Here is a 24,424-nt window from a genome sequence, read left to right on the forward strand (position 1 = left end):
TACTAATTACCCGTAGATTTATAGCCTAATATGGCGCACGGAAGTGCAGCAAGGTTACCTCTTTGTGAAAGTTTTTATCGATTAAAACCAGGTGTCAGACAACAGGCATCAGATCACAGACCAATAGGTCTGCACTCTGATATCCATGGACTGATATCTTATATACAACCTTTAGGGTGGTTTTAGCGGTGGGGCTCACCTGTTCCCATTCCGAACACAGAAGTTAAGCCCACCAGCGCCGATGGTACTGCGAAAGCGGGAGAGTAGGCCGCCGCCAGTTTTTATTTTATTTTTAAAGTCTCATGCAAAAGCATGGGACTTTTTTTGTGCACATAGGTGAACCTGCAAAAATCCTAGAGGCACCCCACACCGTATGCCCCACCTGCACCGGGAAGGCAACAACCAAGGCCAAAGATCAACCAAGGTCCATCATTATTATTATATTCACTGCCTGTCACTAGCCCCGATAGCAGCGGTTACCCCGCAGCAGGAAAAAAGGGCCACAAGGACAAGGCTGTTGGAAGCCTAGGCGCGAGGAGTATGAGTGGATAGCGGGATTAGGCTCCTCTTATAATTTATGAAAAGAATTTCCCTTTGTAAAGGGGCTTTACTCGAATAAAATCAATAAGTTTGTATCAGTTTTCCTAAAATAATTATAATGTCCGGAAACATTCTGATCATCGATGATGAGATCAAGCTCCTAAAGTTATTAGGAATGATCCTTTCCCAAGAAAATTTTAATGTAAAAGAAGCTTCTACGGCACGTTCTGCAATGACAATGCTGGAGCAGTATGATTTTGATGTTGTGTTGAGCGATGTCCGGCTCCCTGATGCTTTTGGGGTAGATCTTATAAAATCAATTAAGACGAAATATCCACATCTTGAAATCATCCTAATGACGGCATTTGGAAATATTACAGATGCTGTTCAGGCGATGAAGAATGGGGCCTATGACTATCTGGTAAAGGGTGATGACAACGAGAAGATTATTCCCTTGGTGTATAAAGCCCTAGAAAAGGTTAAAGATAACAAATCCAGAACGATTCAGTTATCTCCCACTGTAAAAGGATTTGCACAGGTTATTGGTAATTCTCCCTTGATTTTACATGCAAAGAAATTGGCTGAGAAAGTAGCTTTAACCGACGCTGCTGTTCTTTTAACGGGTGAAACAGGAACGGGTAAGGAAGTTTTTGCGAATGCTATCCATGAGGGAAGTGACCGAAAGAAAAATAGTTTTGTTGCTATTAATTGCTCCGCATTCAGTAAAGAAATTCTTGAAAGTGAGCTTTTTGGACATAAACAGGGTGCTTTTACGGGTGCTTTAAGAGATAAGAAAGGATTGATTGAGGAAGCCAATGGCGGAACATTATTCTTGGATGAAATTGGTGAAATGCCGATAGAGCTTCAGGCAAAGCTGCTGAGAGTTCTTGAAACCAAAGAGTTTATCAAAATGGGAGAGACCAAGGTTTCTAAATCTGATTTTAGGTTGATTGCCGCAACCAACAGAAATCTTGAAGAAGAAATTAGACAAGGGAACTTTAGAGAAGACTTATATTTCAGATTAAATGTTTTTGAAATTGGCCTTCCTGCATTAAGAGACAGAAAGGAGGATTTAAAAATATTGACAAAAAATTTCATTGATCTATTTTCCCATAAGCTTCATTTATCCTCTATTCAGGTAAACCCTGACTATTACAAGGCATTGGAGAAAAATGACTGGAAAGGTAATATCCGTGAATTGAGGAATGCTGTGGAGCGAAGTCTGATTTTAATGAACGATAATGTGCTGGATGCTGAAAGTCTTCCTCACTATTCTGAAAAAACGGTTCCTGAATGTGATTCCTTAAGCATGAGAACCCTTGAAAAAATTCATATACAGAAAGTATTGCAATATACAAAAGGTAATAAGGCAGAAGCGGCCAGACTCTTAGAAATTGGAATCGCGACGCTGTATCGTAAACTGGAAGAATACGGTTTAAAATAAACATTTTATCATTTTAATAAAGAGCCTATCATTTTGATAGGCTTTTTTGTTTTTATACCGTTAGATATTTTTGGTTAATGCTTTGTTTTCTAGTTTGTTATGTTGATTAATTCTAATTTGGACTTTCTTTTGGCATATAGTACCCGAATAAAATATTTAAAAATGACAATTTCAAGAAAAACGTTCAAAAAACGTGAGCATTCCACTTTGAGTTTGCTGATTGTATCGTATGTATTGTTTACTCTTTTAACCTTAATAATAAAAATATGATGCTCATAAGTTTGATTCTGCTTTTTGCAGTATTGTTTTGGCTTTTATATAAATCAGTTGAATTTTTTGATAGAATATAAAATTATGTGGAGTTTATTTTTCCTTTCAATACTTGCCTTTGTGTATATCTGTTATGTTTTAATGAAACCTGAAAAATTTTAAGAGATCATGAGTACAGAAATTTTAGGCATCATAGCAATGTTTGCTATTACATTAGTTATCGGGATATTTTTGGGTAAATACATTGCTAATGTCTATGGATACAAGAAAACTTTTCTTGATTCGGTTTTTCAGCCGATTGAAAAGTTAATTTATAAAATATCGGGAATTAATCCTAACCGTCAGATGAATTGGAAACAGAATATGTATGCCATGCTGGCAATTAATCTGGTTTGGTTTATCATTGGATTTTTGCTTCTGCTAAATCAGGCCTGGCTTCCTTTAAATCCTGATGGAAACCCCAATATGTCTCCTGATCTGGCTTTTAATACAACCATTTCATTTTTAGTTAACTGTAACCTACAGCACTATTCGGGGGAAACAGGAGTAAGTTATCTGAGTCAGCTTTATCTGATGTTTTTACAGTTTGTAACTGCTGCAACGGGAATGGCTGCAATGGCTGTTCTTTTTAAAGCTTTTAAAGAAAAAACGGCTACAGAACTTGGTAATTTTTACGATTATTTTACCAAATCAATGATCAGAATTTTAGTTCCGATAAGTATAATTGTAGCTTTAATTCTTTCTATAAACGGAAGTCCGATGACTTTTGAAGGTAAAGATCACATTACTACTTTAGAGGGGCAAAAAATAGATGTTTCCAGAGGACCAGTAGCGGCTTTTGTTGCAATTAAACATCTTGGAACCAATGGCGGAGGCTTCTTTGGAGCCAACTCGGCACACCCCCTTGAAAATCCCAACTATATAACGAATATGACAGAAATGGTCACTCAGATGATCATTCCGTTTGCGTTGGTTTTTGCATTAGGTTTTTATTTAAAGAAAAGAAAACTTTCATGGGTTATTTTCACTGTAATGACTGTTGGTTTTTTAGCCCTTACCATTCCAAACGTCGTTAATGAAACCGGCGGAAACCCTTTGATTACAAAGATGGGTGCTGATAGCAGCCTTGGAGCCATGGAGGGAAAAGAAATTCGTTTTGGAAGTGCTGCATCAGGATATTGGAGTATTGCAACCACTGTTATTTCAACAGGTTCTGTAAACTCAATGCATGACAGTACAATGCCGCTTTCAGGGATGAATGAGCTTCTTGCCATGATGATAAACTGCTTCTATGGCGGTTGTGGAGTAGGAATTCTGAATTACTTTATTTTTATCATTCTCGCTGTATTTATCAGTGGCCTGATGGTGGGAAGAACGCCCGAATTTATGGGGAAGAAAATTGAGGCCAAAGAAATGAAGATCGCTATGATTGTGGCCTTGTTCCATCCTTTTTTAATTCTTGTGGGAACTGCATTAACAGCCTATTTACCGGAATTTGGTGCAAAAACATTGAATAACCCTGGTTTTCATGGGTTCAGTGAAATGCTGTATGAGTTTACCTCTTCTTCTGCCAATAACGGTTCAGGATTCGAGGGGCTGGGAGATAATACCCCATGGTGGAATATTTCAACAGGAATTGTACTGTTACTTTCCAGATTCATTCCGATTATAGGGCCGATAGCCATTGCTGGATTATTGGCCCAGAAAAAATATATTCCGGAAAGTTCGGGAACATTAAAAACGGATACAGCAACTTTCGGGTTTATGACATTGGCGGTGATTCTGCTTATTGCAGCACTATCATTCTTCCCTGCATTAACCTTAGGACCTATTGCTGAGCAGATCCAGTATTTCTCTAAATAAAAGTGAACATTAAAAATTAAAGTCAATACCCAACCATTAAGGGAGCTGAAGTATTTAGGAATGCTAGTCTAAACTACCGAAACATTCACTACATAATATTATCCATTTCTATTTCTTAATAATTTTAGTTTGCCTTGATGGTTATTATTGATTTACAATGCTATAAACTCTTTCAAAAAAATGAAAAATCAATCACAAACATTGTTTCAAAGAGATCTGGTAAACGAAGCGATTAAACAGTCCTTCGTGAAACTGAATCCGAAAATTATGTTTAAAAATCCAGTAATGTTTCTGGTGGAGATCGGAACTGTCGTCATGTTTGTTGTAAGCATGTTCAGCTTGGCTGGTGATAAAACCCAGGGAAGCTTCTCCTATAATTTCTTCGTATTTATAATTTTATTTTTCACCGTTTTATTTGCCAATTTTGCGGAAGCTATTGCCGAGGCCAGAGGAAAAGCACAGGCTGATACCCTTAGAAAAACCCGCGAAGAAACCCCTGCCAAGTTAGTTGTTGATAATAAACCTGGATTTCAGGTAGAAACAGCGTTAAAAATGTCGGCAGAAATGAAGTTGGGAGATATTTTTCTTTGTGAAGCAGGAGACCAAATCCCAATGGATGGTGAGATCATCGAGGGATTGGCAACCATTGACGAATCTGCCATTACCGGAGAAAGTGCTCCTGTAATTCGTGAAGCAGGTGGAGATAAAAGTTCTGTAACAGGCGGTACAAAGGTATTGTCTGACAGAATTAAGGTAAAAGTAACCACAAAACCGGGAGAATCCTTTTTAGATAAAATGATTGCCCTTGTAGAAGGGGCATCAAGACAGAAAACACCTAACGAAATCGCATTAACTATACTCTTAGCCGGGTTTACCCTTACATTTATAATTGTTACCCTCACTTTAAAGCCTTTTGCAGATTATGCGCAGACTCCGATTACCATTGCGGCATTTATTTCACTTTTCGTTTGTCTTATTCCGACAACAATCGGAGGTCTGCTTTCTGCAATCGGAATAGCAGGAATGGATAGAGCACTAAGAGCCAATGTAATTACTAAAAGCGGAAAAGCAGTGGAAACTGCGGGGGATATTGATGTTCTTTTGCTGGATAAAACAGGAACAATCACTATCGGAAATCGTAAAGCTACACAATTTCATCCTGCCGAGGGAATTCAACTTGAAGACTTTATTAAGGCTTCTGCATTAAGTTCTGTAGCCGATGAAACCCCTGAAGGAAAATCAATTATAGAGCTTAGCCAGTTGAAATCAGAGGATTTATTGGTTCCTAATCCGGTTTATATAGATTTTACAGCGGAAACGAGAACTTCGGGAATTGATTTTGAGGATACCAGAATCAGAAAAGGAGCCTACGATACAATAAAAAAACTGACTGAAAAAAACGGGAATATCTTCCCACAGGAAACACAGGATGCTGTGACCAAAATTGCTGAAAATGGTGGAACTCCTTTAGTAGTATCTGTAAACGAAAAAGTATGGGGAGTAATCGAACTTCAGGATATCATTAAAACCGGAATTCAGGAACGTTTTCAAAGATTGAGAAAAATGGGAGTAAAAACGGTAATGGTAACCGGAGATAATCCTTTAACTGCAAAATTTATCGCAGAAAAAGCTGGAGTAGATGATTTCATTGCCGAAGCCAAGCCTGAGGATAAAATGAATTACATCAAGAAAGAACAACAGGAAGGCAAACTGGTTGCCATGATGGGAGACGGTACCAATGATGCTCCCGCATTGGCTCAAGCAGATGTAGGAGTAGCCATGAACAGCGGAACACAGGCTGCAAAAGAGGCCGGTAACATGGTGGATCTGGATAATGACCCTACCAAGCTGATTGAAATTGTAGAGATTGGAAAACAGTTGCTAATGACTCGTGGAACATTAACTACATTCAGTATTGCCAATGATGTAGCAAAATATTTTGCCATTATTCCTGCTCTGTTTATCACTTTTATTCCATCTCTTCAGAAGTTAAATATCATGAATCTTCATAGTCCGGAAACAGCCATATTATCTGCGGTTATTTTCAATGCGGTGATTATTCCTTTCCTTATTCCTCTGGCTTTGAAAGGAGTGGCCTACAAGCCGATTGGTGCCAGTGCATTATTGAGAAGAAACCTTTTGATATACGGTTTGGGTGGTGTAATTGTTCCATTCATTGGAATCAAAATCATTGATTTACTGATTAGTTTATTCTATTAAAATTTTAAAAATGAAAAATCATATTGTTTCAGCATTCAGATTAACTCTTGTAATGTTGGTCGTTGTAGGAATCTATTTGGTCATTACCTATGGAGCGTCAAAAATATTACCTACTCAGGGAAATGCAGAAATTATCACTCATAATGGCCAGAAATTCTATGCTAATATCGGTCAGGAATTTAAATCTGAAAAATACTTCCATGGCCGTCCGTCTTCTGTAAACTATAATGCAGCAGGAAGTGGAGGGAGTAATAAAGGCCCTAGCAATGAAGAATATCTGGAAACTGTACAAAAAAGGATAGATACTCTAAAGCTTCAAAATCCTGAGATGGGAAATACTAAAGTTCCTGTAGAATTAGCTACAGCAAGTGGTAGCGGGCTGGATCCTGACATCTCTGAGGAGGGGGCTTTATATCAGGCAAAGAGAATTGCAAAAGTGAGAAGCCTTTCTGAAGAGCAAATCAATAGTTTAATAAAAAAACAGACTGAGAAACCGTTTTTAGGAATTCTTGGACCATCAAAAGTAAATGTACTGAAGCTTAACATTGCTTTAGACCAATTAAAATAATATAAAACTAACGTGAAAAAATATCTAATTATAGGATTGTTGTTGGGGGTATTCTTCCCAAAAGCACAATCATCCGATTCATTAAAAATAGGAAATAAGGTAACATTTTCTGCCTATGCAGAACTTTTTTACACTTATGATTTTAATGAACCAAACAATCATCTTCGTCAGAATTTTTTATACTCATACAACAGGCATAATGAGTTGAATCTTAATTTAGGACTTATAAAAGCAAACTACCAGAGTGATAATCTTCGTGCAAACATTGCTTTAATGGGAGGAACCTATGCACAGGACAATATGGTTGCAGAACAAGGAGCTTTGCGATATATGAATGAAGCGAATATTGGAATCAAAATTTCAAAAAATAAAAATTTATGGATTGATGCAGGGATTATGCCATCCCATATTGGTTGGGAAAGTGCTATAGGCAAGGATAATATTAATCTTACAAGAAGTTTTGCTGCCGAAAATTCGCCTTATTTTGAAACCGGCGCTAAGATTTCCTATACTTCAGACAATGGAAAATGGTTTTTAAGTGGTTTGGTTCTAAACGGTTGGCAGCGTATTGCTAAAGCGGAGGGAAATCAGAGTGTTTCTTTCGGTCATCAGCTAACCTACAAACCTAATGATAAGATTACCTTAAACAGCAGCTCATTTATTGGAAACGATAAAGCTAAAAATGAAAAGAGAATGCGCTATTTCCATGATTTATATGGAAGTTTTCAACTGACAGATCAGTTTTCAGCATTGCTTGGATTTGATATTGGAGCAGAGCAGAAGCTAAAAGGAAGTGAGCAGTATAATATCTGGTACAGCCCCAATGTACAGATGAAATATCAACTTGATAATAAATGGGCATTGGCTGGAAGACTGGAATATTATAATGATAAAAATGGAGTAATTATAAGTACAGGAACTCCTAATGGGTTTCAAACTTTTGGATATTCACTGAACGTAGATTATGCTATTTTTAAGAATGTGGTTTTCCGTACAGAAGCACGAGGTTTTACTTCTAAAGATGCCATTTTTGTTAAGAATGACGGATTGAAACAAGGGAATTTCTTTATTACAACGAGTCTGGCAGCCTGGTTTTAAAGGAGAGATTAGAAATTAGAGGCTTTATGCCGATGAAAAAAGTAACCATAAAAGTCACAAAAGCCTTTATTATAAGACACTTTAGCTCACTTAAGTAATTTAAAAAAAAGAATTCTGTAAAAGTTCACATAAGATGAAAATCAATGATTTTCAAAACTAAAGTGTTCTTATTAAACAATTAGCAGTCCCTTAAAATAACTAAAGTGTAAAAAAGATAATAAGCTTTACAGGAATGTTTAGACGGCAAAAGCCCCAAAAACCTTTATTATAAGACACTTTAGCTCACTTAAGTAATTTAAAAAGAATTCTGTAAAAGCTCACATAATATGAAAATCAATGATTTTCAAAACTAAAGTGTTCTTATTAAACAGTTAGCAGTCTCTTAAAATAACTAAAGTGTAAAAAAGATAATAAGCTTTACAGGAATGTTTAGAAGGTAAAAGTCCCAAAAACCTTTATTATAAGACACTTTAGCTCACTTAAGTAATTTAAAAAGAATTCTGTAAAAGTTCACATAAGATGAAAATCAATGATTTTCAAAACTAAAGTGTTCTTATTAAACAGTTAGCAGTCTCTTAAAATAACTAAAGTGTAAAAAAGATAATAAGCTTTACAGGAATCTTTAGAAAGTAAAAGTCCCAAAATGTTTTATTATAAGTAATCTTATTAAAGAACGCTTTTGTGACTTTTGTGGTTCAAAAAATATATAATAACTTAATACTGAAAAAAGTAATAATCAATGTCATCAGCAAAACATTTTTTAGAACTGATCCAAAAATCCCGAAAAGGGAAATTTAAGATCTATATTGGGATGAGTGCAGGTGTCGGAAAAACATTCCGAATGCTTCAGGAAGCTCATTCCCTTTTACGAAACGGCATTGATGTAAAGATAGGCTACATAGAAACCCATGATCGGGAAGAAACGGTAGCTCTTGTAGAGGGACTTCCGGAAATAGGAAGAAAATCAGTCTTTTATAAGGGGAAAAATCTAGAGGAAATGGATCTTCAGGCTATTATTAATGAACATCCTGAAGTTGTTCTGGTGGATGAGCTTGCTCATACTAATGTAGAAGGGTCCAAAAATAAAAAAAGATGGCAGGATGTTTTGGAAATTCTGGATAATGGGATCAATGTCATCAGTGCCATGAATATCCAGCATATTGAAAGTCTGAATGAGGAAGTAAAAATAATAACAGGAGTTGAAGTTACAGAAAGAGTTCCCGATAAAATTCTGGCATTGGCTGATGAAGTAGTGAATATTGACCTCACTGCTGACGAATTGCTGACCAGATTAAAAGAAGGAAAAATCTATAAAAAAGAAAAAATTCAGACGGCGCTCAGTAATTTTTTCCAAAGCGGACATATTTTACAGCTTCGTGAGCTTGCTCTAAAGGAAGTTGCAACCCATGTGGAAAGGAAAGTGGAAACTGAGATTAAAACGGAGAATTTTAAACCCATAAAATTTTTGGCCTGTATCAGCAGTAATGAGAAGATTGCTAAAACAATCATTCGTAAAACAGCAAGATTGGCAAGCTATTACAATAGCCAGTGGATCGTTTTATACATTCAGAAACCCTCTGAAAATCCTGAAAAAATTGCATTGGATAAACAGCGGTATTTGATTAATAATTTTAATTTAGCACAGGAATTGGGTGCCAAGGTTGTCCGAATAAAAGAAAGCAGTGTTCATAACGGAATTCTTGAATATGTAATTGCCCATAATATCACAACGGTCTGTATCGGAAAACCCCATGCAAAACTCTGGCAGCGTCTGTTTGGATACAGCTGGATTTATAGCCTAATGAACGGGCTGAATGAAAGACAGATAGATATTATTATTTTATCGTAAAAGTAATGAAACTTAAAACAAAACTTACCTTAGGCGTCGGCCTTTTATTCTTACTGATTGTTCTGCTTTCAGTAATAGGTTCTGTATATATCAATAAATTAAAATCTGACACAGAGAAGATCCTTACGGCCAATTATAACAGTCTGGAATTTTCCAAAAATATGCTTCTCGCACTGGACCATATAAGTATTGATAGTACTGTGGCCATTGCAGACTTTCAGAAAAATAACAAGCTTCAGGAAAAAAATCTTACTGAGTTTGGAGAGAAAGAGGCTACCCAGAATCTGAATCTGCATTTCAATAGTTATTTAAAAGAACCTAATTTCAATAAGGAAAAACTGATTCGGGAAGATCTGGCAAAAATAATGTCCCTCAATATGAAAGGGATTGAAAGAAAAAGTGATATTGCCATTATTACAGCAGAAAATGCCACCTTTTGGATTGTCAGCCTGGGAACGGTATGTTTTTTAATTGCTTTTATTTTGCTTTTCAACCTGCCACAGACCATTGCAGAACCTATCAATCAATTAACATTCAGTATCAGACAAATTGCTGATAAAAACTATAATGAAAGGGTCCATTTTAAAGGAAGTGAGGAATTTAACAGCCTTGCAGAGTCTTTTAATGTGATGGCCGAAAAGCTTCAGGAATATGAAAGCAGTACTCTTTCCCAGCAATTGATGGAGAAAAAACGGATTGAAACATTGGTGAATAACATGCATGATGCAGTAATTGGCCTGGATGAAAATCATTTTATCTATATGATTAATGATGAAGCCTTAAAAATTACCAATCTTCGTAAAGAGGAGATTATCGGAAAAACGGCTCATGAAGTTGCGGTGAATAATGATTTGATGCGGGAATTGCTGAAAAATATCGATCATCCGGTTAAAGAGCCTATTAAGATTGTCAGAGACAACAAAGAAAATTATTTTGAACAGGATATTGTGCCCATCAATATTGTGAGAACCGGAGAAAAGGAGAAGAAATATATTGGTAAAGTAATTTTGCTGCGAAATATTACCCCTTTCAAGGAACTGGATTTTGCTAAAACTAACTTTATTGCCACTATTTCACATGAACTGAAAACTCCAATATCAGCTATAAAAATGGGCGTACAGTTATTGGGCAATCAAAAATTTGGAGAACTTAATGCACAGCAGCAGGAGCTGCTCAAAAGTATCAATGAAGATGGACAGCGTTTGTTGGATATTACAGGTGAACTTCTGAATCTTTCGCAGGTAGAATCCGGAAATATTCGATTAATGGTTGAAAAATGTTCACCGAAGGAAATTGTACAGACAGCCGTAAAAAATGTCGAAAAACTGGCAGAACAGAAGAACATTTCAATCAGTACGGACTATTTATCGGAAGAAACAGATTTTATAACAGCAGATTTTGACAAAACAGTTTGGGTAATGAATAACTTTCTTACCAATGCCATAAAACATTCTTTTCAGGACGAAAGCATCCAAATTATAGTGGAAAGAGACGAGTCATTCATCCAATTTAATATTAAGGACACTGGAAGTGGTATTGATGAAAAGTATCATCGTCAGATCTTTGATCGTTATTTTCAGGTTCCTGGAGAACATCAGAATGGAACCGGACTTGGTCTGGCAATCTCAAAAAATTTCATCGAAAAACAAAATGGCGAAATTGGAGTGAAGAGTACGCTGAATAATGGAAGTACCTTTTATTTCAGGTTACCGGTTGCTTAAATTTTATATGTTTTGATGAGAAAGAACTCGGTTTATTAAAAAAATGATTGGCCAATATTCTTTTATATTTGCTGACAAATTAATGATATGAGAAAAAAAATAAATCTATTCATTGTATTATTCTTCATCATAATGAGTACGCAGATTTCTGCCCAGACTTTTACATTAGAGGAGCTTGCAGCATTCAATAAGCTTGAAATGTCTGATTTTAAAAAGGAAATGAAAAAGCTTAACTATGGTTTTTATGACAAAACAGAAGGCTTAGGTTTCGTTTTAAACGAATATGAGGCTCCCGACTACAAATCTAAGATTGGGAAATTTGTATTTGCAGAAGAAAAATCGGAGGACAGAATTGAGTATGAATTTAAGACTAAAAAAGAATATGATCAATACCTTAAAATAATCCTGGCTTCCGGCTATAAGGAGACGGAAAAAGGAAAGACCATCACCAAAGACTCTTATATAGATTATTATAAAAATAAAGAACACATCAGGCTGATTACCCCCAAAGCCGGCGTAAACAATCCTTATACAATTCTTGTATTTAAATAATATACCTTTACTAAATATAAAAGGCTGCGAAAATCATTTGCAGCCTTTGTTATAGTTTGTTTTGTAATCTTAATCTTTAATGAACTTCAATAGTGAAACTTTATCTTTTAAGAATAATTTAATCAGATAATTTCCTTTAGGCAGATGAGAAACGTCTACTGAGTTTCCTTTTGTTCCCATAGAAGTAATAACTCTTCCGGCTGTATCATAAATTTCAACTTTAGTCACTTCATTGGTAGATTTAACATACAGTATATCTTTTGCAGGATTAGGATAGATGCTTATTCTATTCTTGTTATTTTCGGTCTCGGAAGTAGCCAATGTACTTTCAACTGATGTTGTATACGTGTTGGTTACAATAGGAGCATTATAATCAAAGTAAATTTTTGCCGTATTACTGAAAGTATCTCCAATATTCAAAGTAGATTTTGTCTTTATCTTGAATGCAACATATCCATCATTATGGTCATTATCAAAAGGAAGCTGAATATTTTCAAAAATAAATTCTACAATATTCGGAGATCTGATTTCTGTTACAAAATTATGGCTTCCGTTTAATGCAACCAGAGAAGACAGATCAAATTTTGAAATATCAATTTCATCCTTTACGACGATGTTTTTGGCATTGCCTGTTCCTGTATTTTCAAATCGAATCAGATAATGAACATAATCTCCAACTTGGGTTTTTGCAATAGACGTTCCCTCAAGACAAGTTTTATCATTAGGATCAAAAGAATTAACAACTGTTTGATGTAATGTAAAACGATTGTCAAGAGGTTTTTCATCTGTTGCTCCATTGATTTGTGCTACATAATGTAGAATGTCACCACTATTCACAGGGGTAGTATGTGTTGGAGTATTTAACTTTAGAGTGGCCGTGATTTCTCTTGTTTCAAAAGGAAGAAGATTAGTGAAATTCCAGCCGAGAACTCCTGTAGATTGAGAAGCGGGAGCTACTGTTGCATTCTGATAAACCATTCGATTCTGATCAAAATTAAAATAAATATTTCCGGATTGTGCTCCTGTTCCTTTGTTTTTATAAACTATTTTATATTGAGTGTCAAATCCGGGAACTGCAGATATTATTGGGATAACAGTAACTTCAAGGTCATTATGAGTGCCATTGGCTGTCAAACAGAAATTTTGTACTACAGGACTAGGTTGATTGGGAAAGTTGACGCTTATGGAAGGTGGAGTGACTGTAAAATAATTAGGGTTTTCTAACACAGGGGTAAGAGTATGTATTCCGGACTGTAGTGGAATTGAATAATTAGCTGAAGTATTTCCTATGAAACTTCCTGAAGTAGTTGCACTTGTAATATTAAATTTTTGCAATGCTTTACCCGGATCACCAATGTCACAGCCATTATTGTTACTGTCATATTTTGTATTTCCCTGAGCGACATAGAATATTCCGCCCGGAGTAAATGAGCAATAATTTGTTGTTTTATAAGTGGAGAAAAAATAATTGGAACTATCTATCATACCTTGTATCATATCCTGTTCATTGTAATCGCAACAAATTACAAGATTGGGATTAAAAACTATACCTGTTCCGTTATTTTGCTGAGCTTTACCATTTTTTAAATTAAGAAAACTCATATTGTTTGAGCTGCAGTTGATATTATAAAATTCAGGATTTTGGGATAGATCAAGAGATTGAATTGAATTATTATTACAATTGAGTGTATTTAAAAGAGGATATATGGAGAGATTAAGGCTTGTGAGCTGATTGTATCCGCAATAAATCATTTTCATATCGGGGCAACCGGGCATACTTAAGTTTGTTAAGTGATTGTTTTCACAGTAAACAACACGAAGCTTGCTTTGATTTTGAATATTGAGAGCTGATAGATTATTTTTGCTGACATCTATGATCTCCATGTTGGAATTTGCAAAGTTAATGGATGAAAGCAAAGAATTGTTTTTCAGGTAAAAAACAAAAATACTCTGCAGATTAGAAGCATCAAATGTTGTAAGTTGTGTATTTTCTATATCCAATTCTACAATATTTGAAGATCCGGAAATATTGACATGGGTTAAAGGGGTATTAAAAATGTACAAATATTTTAAAGAGAGTCTATTTTGTAAATCCAATGAAGTTAATGCTGTATTATTGCAATAAAACCTGTATATATTATTACAGTTGGTAAGATTCAGGGAATTTAGCTGTAACATTCCATCAAAACTTAATTCTGATAAAAAAGGATTAGAGCTCAGATTTAGGGATGATATATTATTCCCGGAAATATCCAGCCCTCCTAAATTTCCAAAGGCAGAGATTCCTGTCAGATCTGATATTCCTCCACCATAAAGTCGCAGTTTTCCTACCTGTAAAGCTTCGGATATTTCAATTTCTCCATTGTTATTCGTATCAATTTTCATGTTGAAATTACCGGAATTTGTTGATGCAATACTATTGGTAACATCTGCTGACAATAATTTTGCTTTAAAATTAGCATCGGGAATATTGACAATCTGTGACTGAAGGATAGAAAATATAGTCAGTAGAATAACTGAGTAGAGTTTTTTCATGGTTAAGATGGTTACGTTTTAGTTTTTATTATTTGATTACAAATCAAAAGCAAATGTAAACTTTTAAGTGATTACTTTGTATTTTTTACGCTTTGTTTTTATCTGATTTAAAATAACCTCGTCCAATTAATGAAACAAAAAAAGCTGTGAAATTTATCACAGCTTTATATCATATTAACTTATAAAATAATTAGTCATTATTGCTTCTCAATCAAATCCAAGAACTCTTGCTCATCCAGGATGATAATCGTTCCGATGTCCTGAGCTTTCTTCAGCTTACTTCCGGCTTTTTCTCCTACAACAAGGTAGTTTAGATTTTTAGAAACCGCAGAAATGTTTTTTCCACCATGTTTTTCTACCATTTCTTCGGCCTGTTCTCTTGTAAATAAAGATAATTTTCCGGTAAAGAGGAAAGCTTTTCCTTCCAATACATTGGATAGAACTTCATTCGTGCTTTCTCCTTTTTCAAGCTGAACTCCATAAGATTTCAAACGCTCGATCATCAATAGATTTTCAGTGTTTTGGAAGAAGTCTACAATGCTTACCGCAATTTTAGCTCCGATATCCTCCACCTGACAAAGTTCTTCAACAGTTGCATTTTTCAATTCCTCAATAGTAGGGAAGTTTTTGACCAGTTTTTTGGCTACCGTTTCTCCTACATGCTTGATTCCAATCCCGTACAAGACTTTTTCAAATGGGATATCCTTCGATTTTTCAACTCCGCTAATAATATTCTGGGCAGATTTTTCCGCCATTCTTTCCAGTGGTAGAAGCTGTTCCTTTGTCAAAACATAGAAATCGGCAGGATTCTCAACCAATTTTTCTCTGTAAAGTTGCTCAATGGTTTCACTTCCCAGATTTTCAATATTTAAAGCCTTTCTTGAAACATAGTGAATCATTCTTCCTACAACCTGAGGCGGACAGTGAAGTTCGTTCGGACAGAAATGGATGGCCTGATCTTCAATTTTAACCAATTCAGTTCCACATTCCGGGCAATGTTTGAGGTATTCTATTTCTCTACTTTCCTCTGTTCTTTTATCTGTATTTACTCCTACAATTTTTGGAATAATCTCACCTCCTTTTTCTACATAAACAAAGTCATTTTCATGAAGATCCAGCTTTTTGATAATATCTTCATTATGCAGAGAAGCTCTTTTTACAATAGTTCCGGCTAATAAAACTGGCTTTAAGTTGGCAACAGGAGTGATAGCCCCTGTTCTTCCTACCTGATAAGAAACGCTCTGAAGCTCTGTTTCTACCTTTTCTGCTTTAAATTTGTAAGCCATTGCCCAACGCGGAGATTTGGCAGTATATCCCAGTTGTCTTTGCTGATGCAGAGAGTTTACCTTTAAAACAATTCCATCAATTTCGAATGGGAGATTGTGGCGCTCCGTATCCCAGAACGTTATAAATTCCTTTACCTCATCAAGGCTTTTGCATAATTTGGCCTGCTGAGAAGTCTTGAATCCCCAACCCTGAGCCTTTTGAAGCAATTCCCAATGGGTTTCTGCAGGAACTTCTTCGGAGATAAACTGATACAGTACAGAAGAAAGTGAACGTTTTCTTACCTCAGCACTGTCCTGCATTTTCAAGCTTCCACTTGCTGTATTTCTGGGATTCATGAACGGGTCCAATCCCTCTTCCTCACGAAGTTTATTAAGCTTGTCAAAGTTTTTTCTGGTTAAATAGATTTCACCACGCATAAAGAATTGAGAGGGGAAATCTCCTTTCAAGGTCAAAGGAATATCTGAAATAGTACGGACATTTGGAGTGATCTCGTCTCCCTGAAACCCATCACCACGGGTTACTGCCTGTATAAGCTTTCCGTTTTCATAAAGAATGGAAATAGAAGCTCCATCATATTTAAGCTCTGCTACAAATTCTACAGGCTCATCAATTGCTTTAATGATTCTTTTTTCCCAATCTTCCAGATCATCAAAATCATAGGAATTATCCAATGAGTACATTCTGAATTTATGCTGAATGGTAGGGAAAACCTTTGTGATGCCTCCTCCTACACGCATTGTGGGTGAGTTTTCATCATAAAACTCAGGGTGTTTCGCCTCAAGGTCCTGAAGTTCCTCCAACAGCATATCAAAATCATAGTCAGATATGGTAGGAGTATCCAGAAGGTAGTAGTTTTCGTTATGCTGATGCAGCTCTTTGCGGAGCTGTTCTATTTTTTGTTGAATGTTTTCAGACATTGCTTTTATATCTTTTGAGCAAAAATAACTAAAGTAATTTCATTTAAAAAAATAACAGAATTAAATATTACCGGAAAATTAAAAATACGTAATGTCCCACAACAAACTGGTTACCCAACGAATAGAATATTTGTTTAAAGTAATTTAACATAACGTTCTAATTTAATTAAGAAAATGTTAAAATTCTCTTAAATAGCCAGCCTGAAAAGTCACGATACCTTTGCGCATCTAATGCTAATAAATGAGAAAAGTAAAGATTGTATTGGGGTTGTTGTTTTTAGGACTTGGAACAATGGCTTATGCACAAACCACACAGGCTTCCATCGTAGGAAAAGTGACAGGGCCGGGAAGTTCGGCTCAGGAAAAAGTGAAAGTTACGATTGTAAATGAATCTACAGGGTTCAGAACAGAGACAGAAACAAACTCAAAGGGAGAGTATATCTTTAAGGAAATCCCCCTTGGAGGCCCTTATACAGTCATTGTAAATGATGATAAAAAAGAAGGATACAGTGTGAACTTCGGAGATCAGGTTACCGTAAACATGAACCTGGGAGGAGAAAAGGAAATAGAAGAGGTCAAAATTACCGGAAATCTAAAGAACAAAATTGGAAACTTAGGAGCTGCTACAGCTATTTCTGCAAAAAATATTGGGATACTTCCTGTAAACGGACGAAACTTTGCGAGTCTTACGGATCTTTCTCCTTTAAGTGGGAAAAACGGAAGTATTTCAGGTCAGCTTGGATCTTCTACCAATTTTACTATTGATGGAATGACCGCGAAGAACCCTACTTCTGCGGGAGCTACTACCAGCCGAAGCGGTGCCCCTTTTTCTATTTCAATTGAAGCAGTACGTGAATTTAAGATTACGACCAACCAATATGATGTTACATTAGGGAGAAGTGGCGGTGGAACAGTAAGTGCCGTTACCAAATCAGGTACCAATAAATTTTCCGGAAGTGCCTGGGAATATTTAAGAACCAACTGGCTTTCCAGTCCGTACGATATTAGAGGAAATAAGAGAGAGAATGATTTCTCTACTTCTCAGTTTGGATTCACTTTGGGAGGTCCCATCATTAAAAATAAATTACACTTCTTTGTAGCCTGGGATCACCAGCTGGATTCAAGGCCATTACAGATTGCAGATATCAAATCGCAGGATGATGAGAAAAGATTGAACATTAATTCAGGAACTCTTAATAAGTTTTTGGATATTGCAAGATCCAAGTATGGAGTAGGAAATACACCTCAATTTGGAAGCTTTGATAAGGTAAGAAATTCTGATGCTGCATTTCTACGTTTAGACTGGCAGATTAATGAGAAGCATTTGTTGACCCTAAGAAATAACTTCACCCACGATCTGAATAAAAACGGGCTTGCTGATAATACAAGCATTAACTTCTTTGAATCTTATGGAAATGATAAAAACCTTGATAACAGTTTGTTATTAACGCTAAGGTCAAATCTGAAGCCTAATTTAACCAACGAATTAAAAGCTCAATATCTATATACATTTCAGGATAGTTACCAAAATAATGAACTCGGAAAGCCTGTTCCAAGAGCAATTGTAGAAAATATTTCCACTCCCGGCCTAGGAGCTACCAATATTCAGTTTGGAGGGCATCGTTTTGCGCAGGAAAGCTTTAAAAACAATGTATTTCAGATTGTAGATAACCTTTACTACAATACAGATAAGGTTAAATATACTTTCGGGGCTGATTTGATGTACACTTCATCCAAATCAATATACGGAAGTGAAGTGAATGGAAGATTCCACTTCAGAGAAAATATTACAACCAATCCGGGTAATAACCTTTATAATTTTGAAAACCTCATTCCTTATAGATTCTATAGAGAGGTTCCTTTAATGGATGATATCTCTGTAAGATCCAGTATCTGGAACATCGGGCTGTATGGGCAATTCCAGACAAAGATTGCAAAAGGCCTTGATTTGATGGCGGGGATAAGATTGGATTACGGAGGATACCCGAAAGCCGAGTTCAATCAGAAGTTGTTTGATGAAATGGGAATCCGAACAGATAATAAAATCAAATCATTTGTTATCCAGCCTAGATTCCAGTTTGATTGGAATATCAATGAAGATAATAAGGACTTCATTAAGTTTGGAGCCGGGATATTCTCTTCGGATATCAACAATTATATGATCATCAACAATCTTGTATTTGATGGAAAACATTTGGCAACCGTAGATGTAGATCCGGCAGTTGCAGGTCTTATTCCTGATTTCTTTGGCTACAGAGATAATTATAATACGGTGCCTACACTTCCTAAGGATCAAATGCCAACAATTAACTATACAGGAAAAGATGCTAAAATCCCGATTGTTTATAAGGCTAATATTTCTTATACCCACTTCTTTAATGAAAGATTCCGGGCAGGAGTTGCCGGTTATATGGCATTAGGAAGAAATAACTACTATTATTACGACAGAAATATGGTATCCAACCCTTTCTTTACCCTGGATAATGAGGGAGGAAGAGGTGTATATGTTCCAATTTCGACAATAAAAGGAACAAAATTGGACTGGAAAGAAGGAAGAATTAATAACAATTTCGGAAGAGTACTGGAATTGGTAAGTGATGGTAAGGTAAATCAGTTCTCTTTCGTATTAGATACAAGTTACCGTTATTGGAAAGACGGAGAGATCACAGCAAGTTATACATGGTCAGACATCAAGGATAATACTTCCTATAACGGAAACGTAGCCAATTCTGCAACATTATCAACCCTTATTCAGAGTGATCCTAGAGATTTAAGAATGACTTATTCTGACAATCAGTTCCGTAATAAAGTAGTTATCTATGGAAATTCACCTACTATTGCAGGATTTACATTGGGTCTTAGGTATTCAGGAATTGGAGGAACACGTTTCTCTATGACCTCAGGAGGAAACATTAACGGAGACTTTGTAGACACCAATGATCTAGCCTATATCTTCCCCAATATCGCAGAATCCATCGTGAATGATCCTCAGGTAGGGCAGGCATTGAAAGATTATGTGAATGAATACAACGGTAAAATAGCAGAACGTAATGGAGGAAAGAATGGATTCTATGGAGTTTGGGACGTACGTGTAGCCAAGAAAATTAAATTTGACAAAATTGGAGCCTTTGAGCTTTCTGTAGATATCTTCAACGTAGCGAACCTGCTTAATAAAGAATGGGGAGTCAACGAGTCATATGGAAACACTTCCATGTACAGAATCAAAAGCTTCAACCAGACAACCAGACAGTTTGAGTATGAAAAGAATATCAGTGGAAGCGGTTTGGCGCCACTGTCAGGAAATCCATATCAGATTCAGATTGGAGCAAAGTATAGTTTTTAAACAGTAATCATTTTTTAAACCACAGAAGACTTAAAAGGCTGTCTTTTGTGGTTTATATTTCTCAATAAGTCTCATATTAACTACCTTTATCAAAAGTTTCGGGACTTTGTTTTTAATTATCTAAATTATATTATGAAAAATTTTATCTTAGGGTTAGCAGTTTTAAGTACAGTTTTGATGAAAGCACAAACTCAGATTATCGCACATAGAGGATATTTTCAGGCTCAGCCTCCTACAACGGAAAATTCTATTACATCATTGGAGAATGCTCAGAAATTAAAGGTTTACGGATCTGAATTTGATGTGAGAATGACCAAAGATGGAGTATTGGTTATTAACCACGACGAACACCACGGTAAAATGGAAATTTCTGAAGCCTCATTCAAAGAACTGGAAGCATTGAAATTATCCAACGGCGAAAAGTTTCCTACCTTAAAGGATTATTTAAAGCAGGGAAAAAAAGATCCGTCTGTAAAGCTTATTGTTGAGATTAAGCCAGCCAAAACTCCTGAAATTGAAAATGAGATTACTCAAAAGACCATTAAAATGATCAAGGACATGAAACTGGATTCTCAAAGTGAATTCATTTCCTTCAGCCTAAATATCTGCAAAGAGATTAAAAAACTAGCTCCGGCCTTTAAAGTTCAATACCTGAACGGAGAATTGTCACCGGAACAAATCAAAAAAGAAGGACTTGACGGAATGGATTATCACTACAGTGTTTTCCAGAAAAATCCAACCTGGATCGCAGAAGCGAAAACATTAGGTCTTATCACCAATTCGTGGACCGTAAATGATGTTTCAGTATACGACGAATTGAAAAAGCAGGGAATAGGGTTTGTAACAACCAATATTCCTGAACAGCTGAAAGGAAAATAATATTTTTAACAATCAATAAATTCCACAGTCTGCCTCCGCAAAGGGGCAGACTGTTGTTTTTACCTTAGAATCACCCTTTTTAACTATTAGAATACATTATTGAAAAATTAAACTAATTTAAAATATTGATTATGAGCTATTTGTGGTTTATTATCCCAAGAGAAGACAATAAATATACATTAATATAGCCAGGAAATGGCATTAAGAATTATTAATTACTTAAATAGCTTTAAATCAGTGTTTTAATTCATTTTGTTAAGAAAAAATTAATATAGTATTCAATAAATCTTTAATAAATGTTAAAATAGTGTTAAAATCCTACTGATAATGTCGTTCTAATTTTGCGCAAACAAAAAGGATATGCGTAAAGAGACACAAAAACTGTTGGTTTTGTCGTTGTTAGGATTCATCAGCGTCAATCTGATGGCTCAGCAGAAAGCTAAAAAAGACACAATCAAGGGAATTGATGAAGTAGTGGTGACTGCTTTGGGAATCAAAAGGCACGACAAGTCTTTAGGGTACTCAACCCAAACTGTTAAATCTGAGGAAATCTTAAAAACCCAGAATAACAACTGGGCACAGGCTTTAGAGGGTAAGGTAGCAGGATTAAAAGTTCAGACTGCAGGAGCGGGACCTCTTGGTACAACCCGTATCACGCTTCGTGGAGACATTTCCATGAATATGGGAAATAATGATGCTTTGATTGTTGTTGATGGCGTTCCTTTAAGTGGAAAAAAGACCGGAACAGGAACTGCGGCCTATGGTGCGGGCTCAGGAGGTGATCTACCCATAGATTACGGTGACAGTTTCAATAGTATCAACCCAGACGATATTGAATCAATCTCTATCCTGAAAGGGCCCACCGCTTCAGCATTATACGGCTCCAGAGGTTCCAGAGGAGCCATTATGATTACCACAAAATCTGGAAAAAGTAAAAAAGGAAAAGTTCAGATTACCTTTAATTCCTATTCAAGTTATGATAGCGTTCTGAAATGGCCGGATTATCAATATGAATACGGGCAGGGAACTCAACAGAAAGATAAAAACGGAAACTATTATTATTCTTATGGACTTTCTGTGGATGGGATCAATACCGGATCTACCAGTAGTGCATTCGGGCCAAAATTTGCAGGCCAGTATTACTTTCAATATGACCCAACCATAGAGGGACAAAGCTTGGAAAGAAAACTTTGGAGACCTTATACCAATAATATAAAAGACTTTTGGCAGGTTGGTTCTAATTATTCAAATAGCTTGTCAATAGAACATTCTAATGAAACTACAGCGTTCAGAACATCTCTTTCCTATTTAAAGAATGAATGGATGATGCCCAATACAGGCTTCAACAGATTGAATGCAGCCCTGTCCTTAGATCATAAGCTAAGCAACAGACTGAAGATCGGAACCAAGATCAATTTTAGCCAGACAAAAAGTGATAATCTTCCGGCAACAGGTTATAACAACCAGTCGATCTCTTACTTTATGATTTTTCAAAATCCTAACGTAGATCTTGCGTGGTACAAACCCATCTGGAGAAAAGGACAGGAGCAGATAGAACAGGTTCATCCTTTCAGCTCCTATATTGATAATCCTTACCTGATTGCATATGAAAACCTGAACGGAACCAATAAGAAAACAATTACAGGAAATATTAATATTAATTATCAACTGGCAAAAAACGTTGATGTAACCTATAAAACCGGAGTAGAGTGGAATAATGAACTTCGTACGCAGAGAAGACCATGGAGTTCTGCCAACTATCTGAAAGGTTTTTACAGAGAACAGTACATCAGATACCTGGATCTGAATAATGATATTTTATTCACCTATAAAAATAAATTTGGAAACTTTGGAGTAAATGCTTCTGCCGGAGGTAATATCAGGTACCATGAATACACGATGAATGACTACAGAGCCAATGGATTAAATAAAGTCGGCCTTTATCAGCTTTCTAATGCTACCTCTCTTGAAACTAAGCTTCCAAAGCCTAATGATAATCAGGTGAACAGTATGTACGCATTGGCCAACTTCAGCTATAAGGATATGGTGTTTTTAGATGTAACAGCCAGAAATGACTGGAGCAGTACGCTTCCTGCTCATAACAGGTCTTACTTCTATCCATCATTATCCTCATCTTTTGTATTATCAGATATCTTTAAAATAAAATCTGATAACCTGAATTTTTGGAAACTAAGATTATCATGGTCAAAAGTTGGAAACGATACCTACAACTATATGCTTGAAAAGTACTACGAAAACAGTGCATTTACAGGGTCTGTAGAATCTCCGCTATTATATCCGAATCCGAATCTTAAACCAGAAATGATTACCAACATAGAAGGAGGTATGGATTTTACAGTGCTGAAAAATAGATTGACTTTCAACTTCACAGCTTATCAAAACAACTCTAAAGACCAGTCAATTGTAATTCCTATGCTGTATGAAACAGGGTACAACAAAAGAATTATCAATTCCGGAGAACTAAGAAACAGAGGAATTGAAATGACATTAAATGCCTATCCGATTAAGAATAAAAACTTTTCATGGAACGTAAATGCCAACTGGTCTATGAACAGGAATAAGATTCTTTCACTTCCGGAAGAGTATCAGGGAAAACCTTATACCATGGGAAGCGTAGGAAGTGTTGTTTACTATAATGCCGTTGTAGGCGGATCCTTGGGAGATATTTATGGTTACGGATTACTATATTCTCCGGATGGACAGGTGATCTATGATACCGATGGGTTAACAGCCAAGCCAACCGAAGTAAGAAAAATTGGAAATGCCTATCCAAAGTGGAGAGCAGGTCTTCAGAATGAATTCAAATATAAAAATATTACCATCAGTTTCTCATTTGATGGTCAGTACAAAGGGATGGCCTATTCGCAGTCCCATCACAAAATGTCTGAACAAGGAAAACTTACCCATACCCTTGCCGGAAGAGATAATCCCGGAGGCTTAATTGTAGGGCAGGGAGTAATCCAGAACCCCGACGGAAGCTTCTCGCCAAATACAAAAGGAATTCCTGTTTCTGCCTATTATGGTGACTATTACAGAAGAGCGAATGTGGAAACAAACTCATTTGATACCTCATTCATTAAGCTGAGGGATGCAAGAATCTCTTACTCGTTCCCAAAATCTGTAGTTGAACCTTTAAAAGTTACAGATATCAGCCTTGCCTTATTCGGAAGAAACCTTTGGATGTGGACGAAGTTTCCATTATTTGACCCTGAAGCTGCTACACTAGATGATTCTAGCATCACACCGGGAGTGGAAATGGGGCAGCTACCTCAGGCAAGAACCGTCGGAATTCAGTTAAACGTTAAATTTTAAAATCA

General features: G+C 36.1%; 13 protein-coding genes and 1 rRNA gene. 12 read left to right on the top strand and 2 right to left on the bottom strand.

All coding sequences use genetic code 11. The features are described 5' to 3' along the window. The first annotated feature begins 172 nt into the window (after nucleotides 1-172). The 9 genes from rrf to C7D53_RS20270 all read left to right on the top strand — a co-directional run bounded on the left by rrf (nucleotide 173) and on the right by C7D53_RS20270 (nucleotide 12,125). A 5S ribosomal RNA gene (gene rrf, locus C7D53_RS20225) occupies nucleotides 173-280 on the top strand. Between the two features lie 378 nt (nucleotides 281-658). Further along, the gene (locus C7D53_RS20230; protein WP_106918210.1) at nucleotides 659-1,984 is read left to right on the top strand and encodes a sigma-54-dependent transcriptional regulator; all 1,326 of its coding nucleotides are present in this window, start codon (nucleotides 659-661) and stop codon (nucleotides 1,982-1,984) included. Nucleotides 1,985-2,422: 438 nt separating this feature from the next. Further along, nucleotides 2,423-4,117: a potassium-transporting ATPase subunit KdpA gene (kdpA, locus tag C7D53_RS20240; protein WP_106918211.1), complete on the top strand. Its 1,695-nt coding sequence runs from the start codon at nucleotides 2,423-2,425 to the stop codon at nucleotides 4,115-4,117. A gap of 180 nt (nucleotides 4,118-4,297) precedes the next feature. Continuing rightward, on the top strand, nucleotides 4,298-6,337 hold the full coding sequence (gene kdpB / locus C7D53_RS20245; protein WP_106918212.1) for a potassium-transporting ATPase subunit KdpB: 2,040 nt from the start codon (nucleotides 4,298-4,300) through the stop codon (nucleotides 6,335-6,337). 10 nt (nucleotides 6,338-6,347) lie between these two features. Next, nucleotides 6,348-6,905 carry a potassium-transporting ATPase subunit KdpC gene (gene kdpC / locus C7D53_RS20250; RefSeq protein ID WP_106918213.1) on the top strand — a complete coding sequence of 186 codons (558 nt, stop codon included), beginning with the start codon at nucleotides 6,348-6,350 and terminating at the stop codon, nucleotides 6,903-6,905. Nucleotides 6,906-6,917: 12 nt separating this feature from the next. Further along, the gene (locus tag C7D53_RS20255) at nucleotides 6,918-8,003 is read left to right on the top strand and encodes a porin (protein WP_106918214.1); all 1,086 of its coding nucleotides are present in this window, start codon (nucleotides 6,918-6,920) and stop codon (nucleotides 8,001-8,003) included. A 739-nt stretch (nucleotides 8,004-8,742) separates the two neighbouring features. After that, a complete protein-coding gene (locus C7D53_RS20260; protein ID WP_106918215.1) occupies nucleotides 8,743-9,852 on the top strand; it encodes a histidine kinase in 1,110 nt (369 codons plus the stop codon). Between the two features lie 5 nt (nucleotides 9,853-9,857). Then, nucleotides 9,858-11,573 carry an ATP-binding protein gene (locus C7D53_RS20265; protein ID WP_106918216.1) on the top strand — a complete coding sequence of 572 codons (1,716 nt, stop codon included), beginning with the start codon at nucleotides 9,858-9,860 and terminating at the stop codon, nucleotides 11,571-11,573. An 87-nt stretch (nucleotides 11,574-11,660) separates the two neighbouring features. Beyond that, nucleotides 11,661-12,125, top strand: a complete 465-nt coding sequence (locus C7D53_RS20270) for a hypothetical protein (RefSeq protein WP_106918217.1) — start codon at nucleotides 11,661-11,663, stop codon at nucleotides 12,123-12,125. A gap of 69 nt (nucleotides 12,126-12,194) precedes the next feature. On the opposite strand, the gene C7D53_RS20275 is transcribed toward C7D53_RS20270, so the two are convergent. Beyond that, nucleotides 12,195-14,660, bottom strand: coding sequence for a DUF7619 domain-containing protein (locus tag C7D53_RS20275; protein WP_106918218.1), 2,466 nt, complete (start codon nucleotides 14,658-14,660; stop codon nucleotides 12,195-12,197). 197 nt (nucleotides 14,661-14,857) lie between these two features. Beyond that, nucleotides 14,858-16,864 (bottom strand): NAD-dependent DNA ligase LigA, encoded by a 2,007-nt coding sequence (gene ligA, locus C7D53_RS20280; RefSeq protein ID WP_106918219.1) that lies wholly within the window; start codon nucleotides 16,862-16,864, stop codon nucleotides 14,858-14,860. A gap of 241 nt (nucleotides 16,865-17,105) precedes the next feature. Here ligA and C7D53_RS20285 point away from each other — a divergent pair, with 241 nt between their 5' ends. The 3 genes from C7D53_RS20285 to C7D53_RS20295 all read left to right on the top strand — a co-directional run bounded on the left by C7D53_RS20285 (nucleotide 17,106) and on the right by C7D53_RS20295 (nucleotide 24,419). Then, nucleotides 17,106-20,207: a TonB-dependent receptor gene (locus C7D53_RS20285; protein ID WP_106918220.1), complete on the top strand. Its 3,102-nt coding sequence runs from the start codon at nucleotides 17,106-17,108 to the stop codon at nucleotides 20,205-20,207. Nucleotides 20,208-20,339: 132 nt separating this feature from the next. Beyond that, the gene (locus C7D53_RS20290) at nucleotides 20,340-21,086 is read left to right on the top strand and encodes a glycerophosphodiester phosphodiesterase family protein (RefSeq protein ID WP_106918221.1); all 747 of its coding nucleotides are present in this window, start codon (nucleotides 20,340-20,342) and stop codon (nucleotides 21,084-21,086) included. Nucleotides 21,087-21,446: 360 nt separating this feature from the next. Continuing rightward, nucleotides 21,447-24,419, top strand: coding sequence for a SusC/RagA family TonB-linked outer membrane protein (locus C7D53_RS20295; protein ID WP_106918222.1), 2,973 nt, complete (start codon nucleotides 21,447-21,449; stop codon nucleotides 24,417-24,419). Nucleotides 24,420-24,424 lie beyond the last annotated feature (5 nt).

This window comes from Chryseobacterium aurantiacum, from assembly GCF_003020585.1.
In the GTDB taxonomy this organism is placed as follows: Bacteria; Bacteroidota; Bacteroidia; order Flavobacteriales; family Weeksellaceae; genus Chryseobacterium; species Chryseobacterium aurantiacum.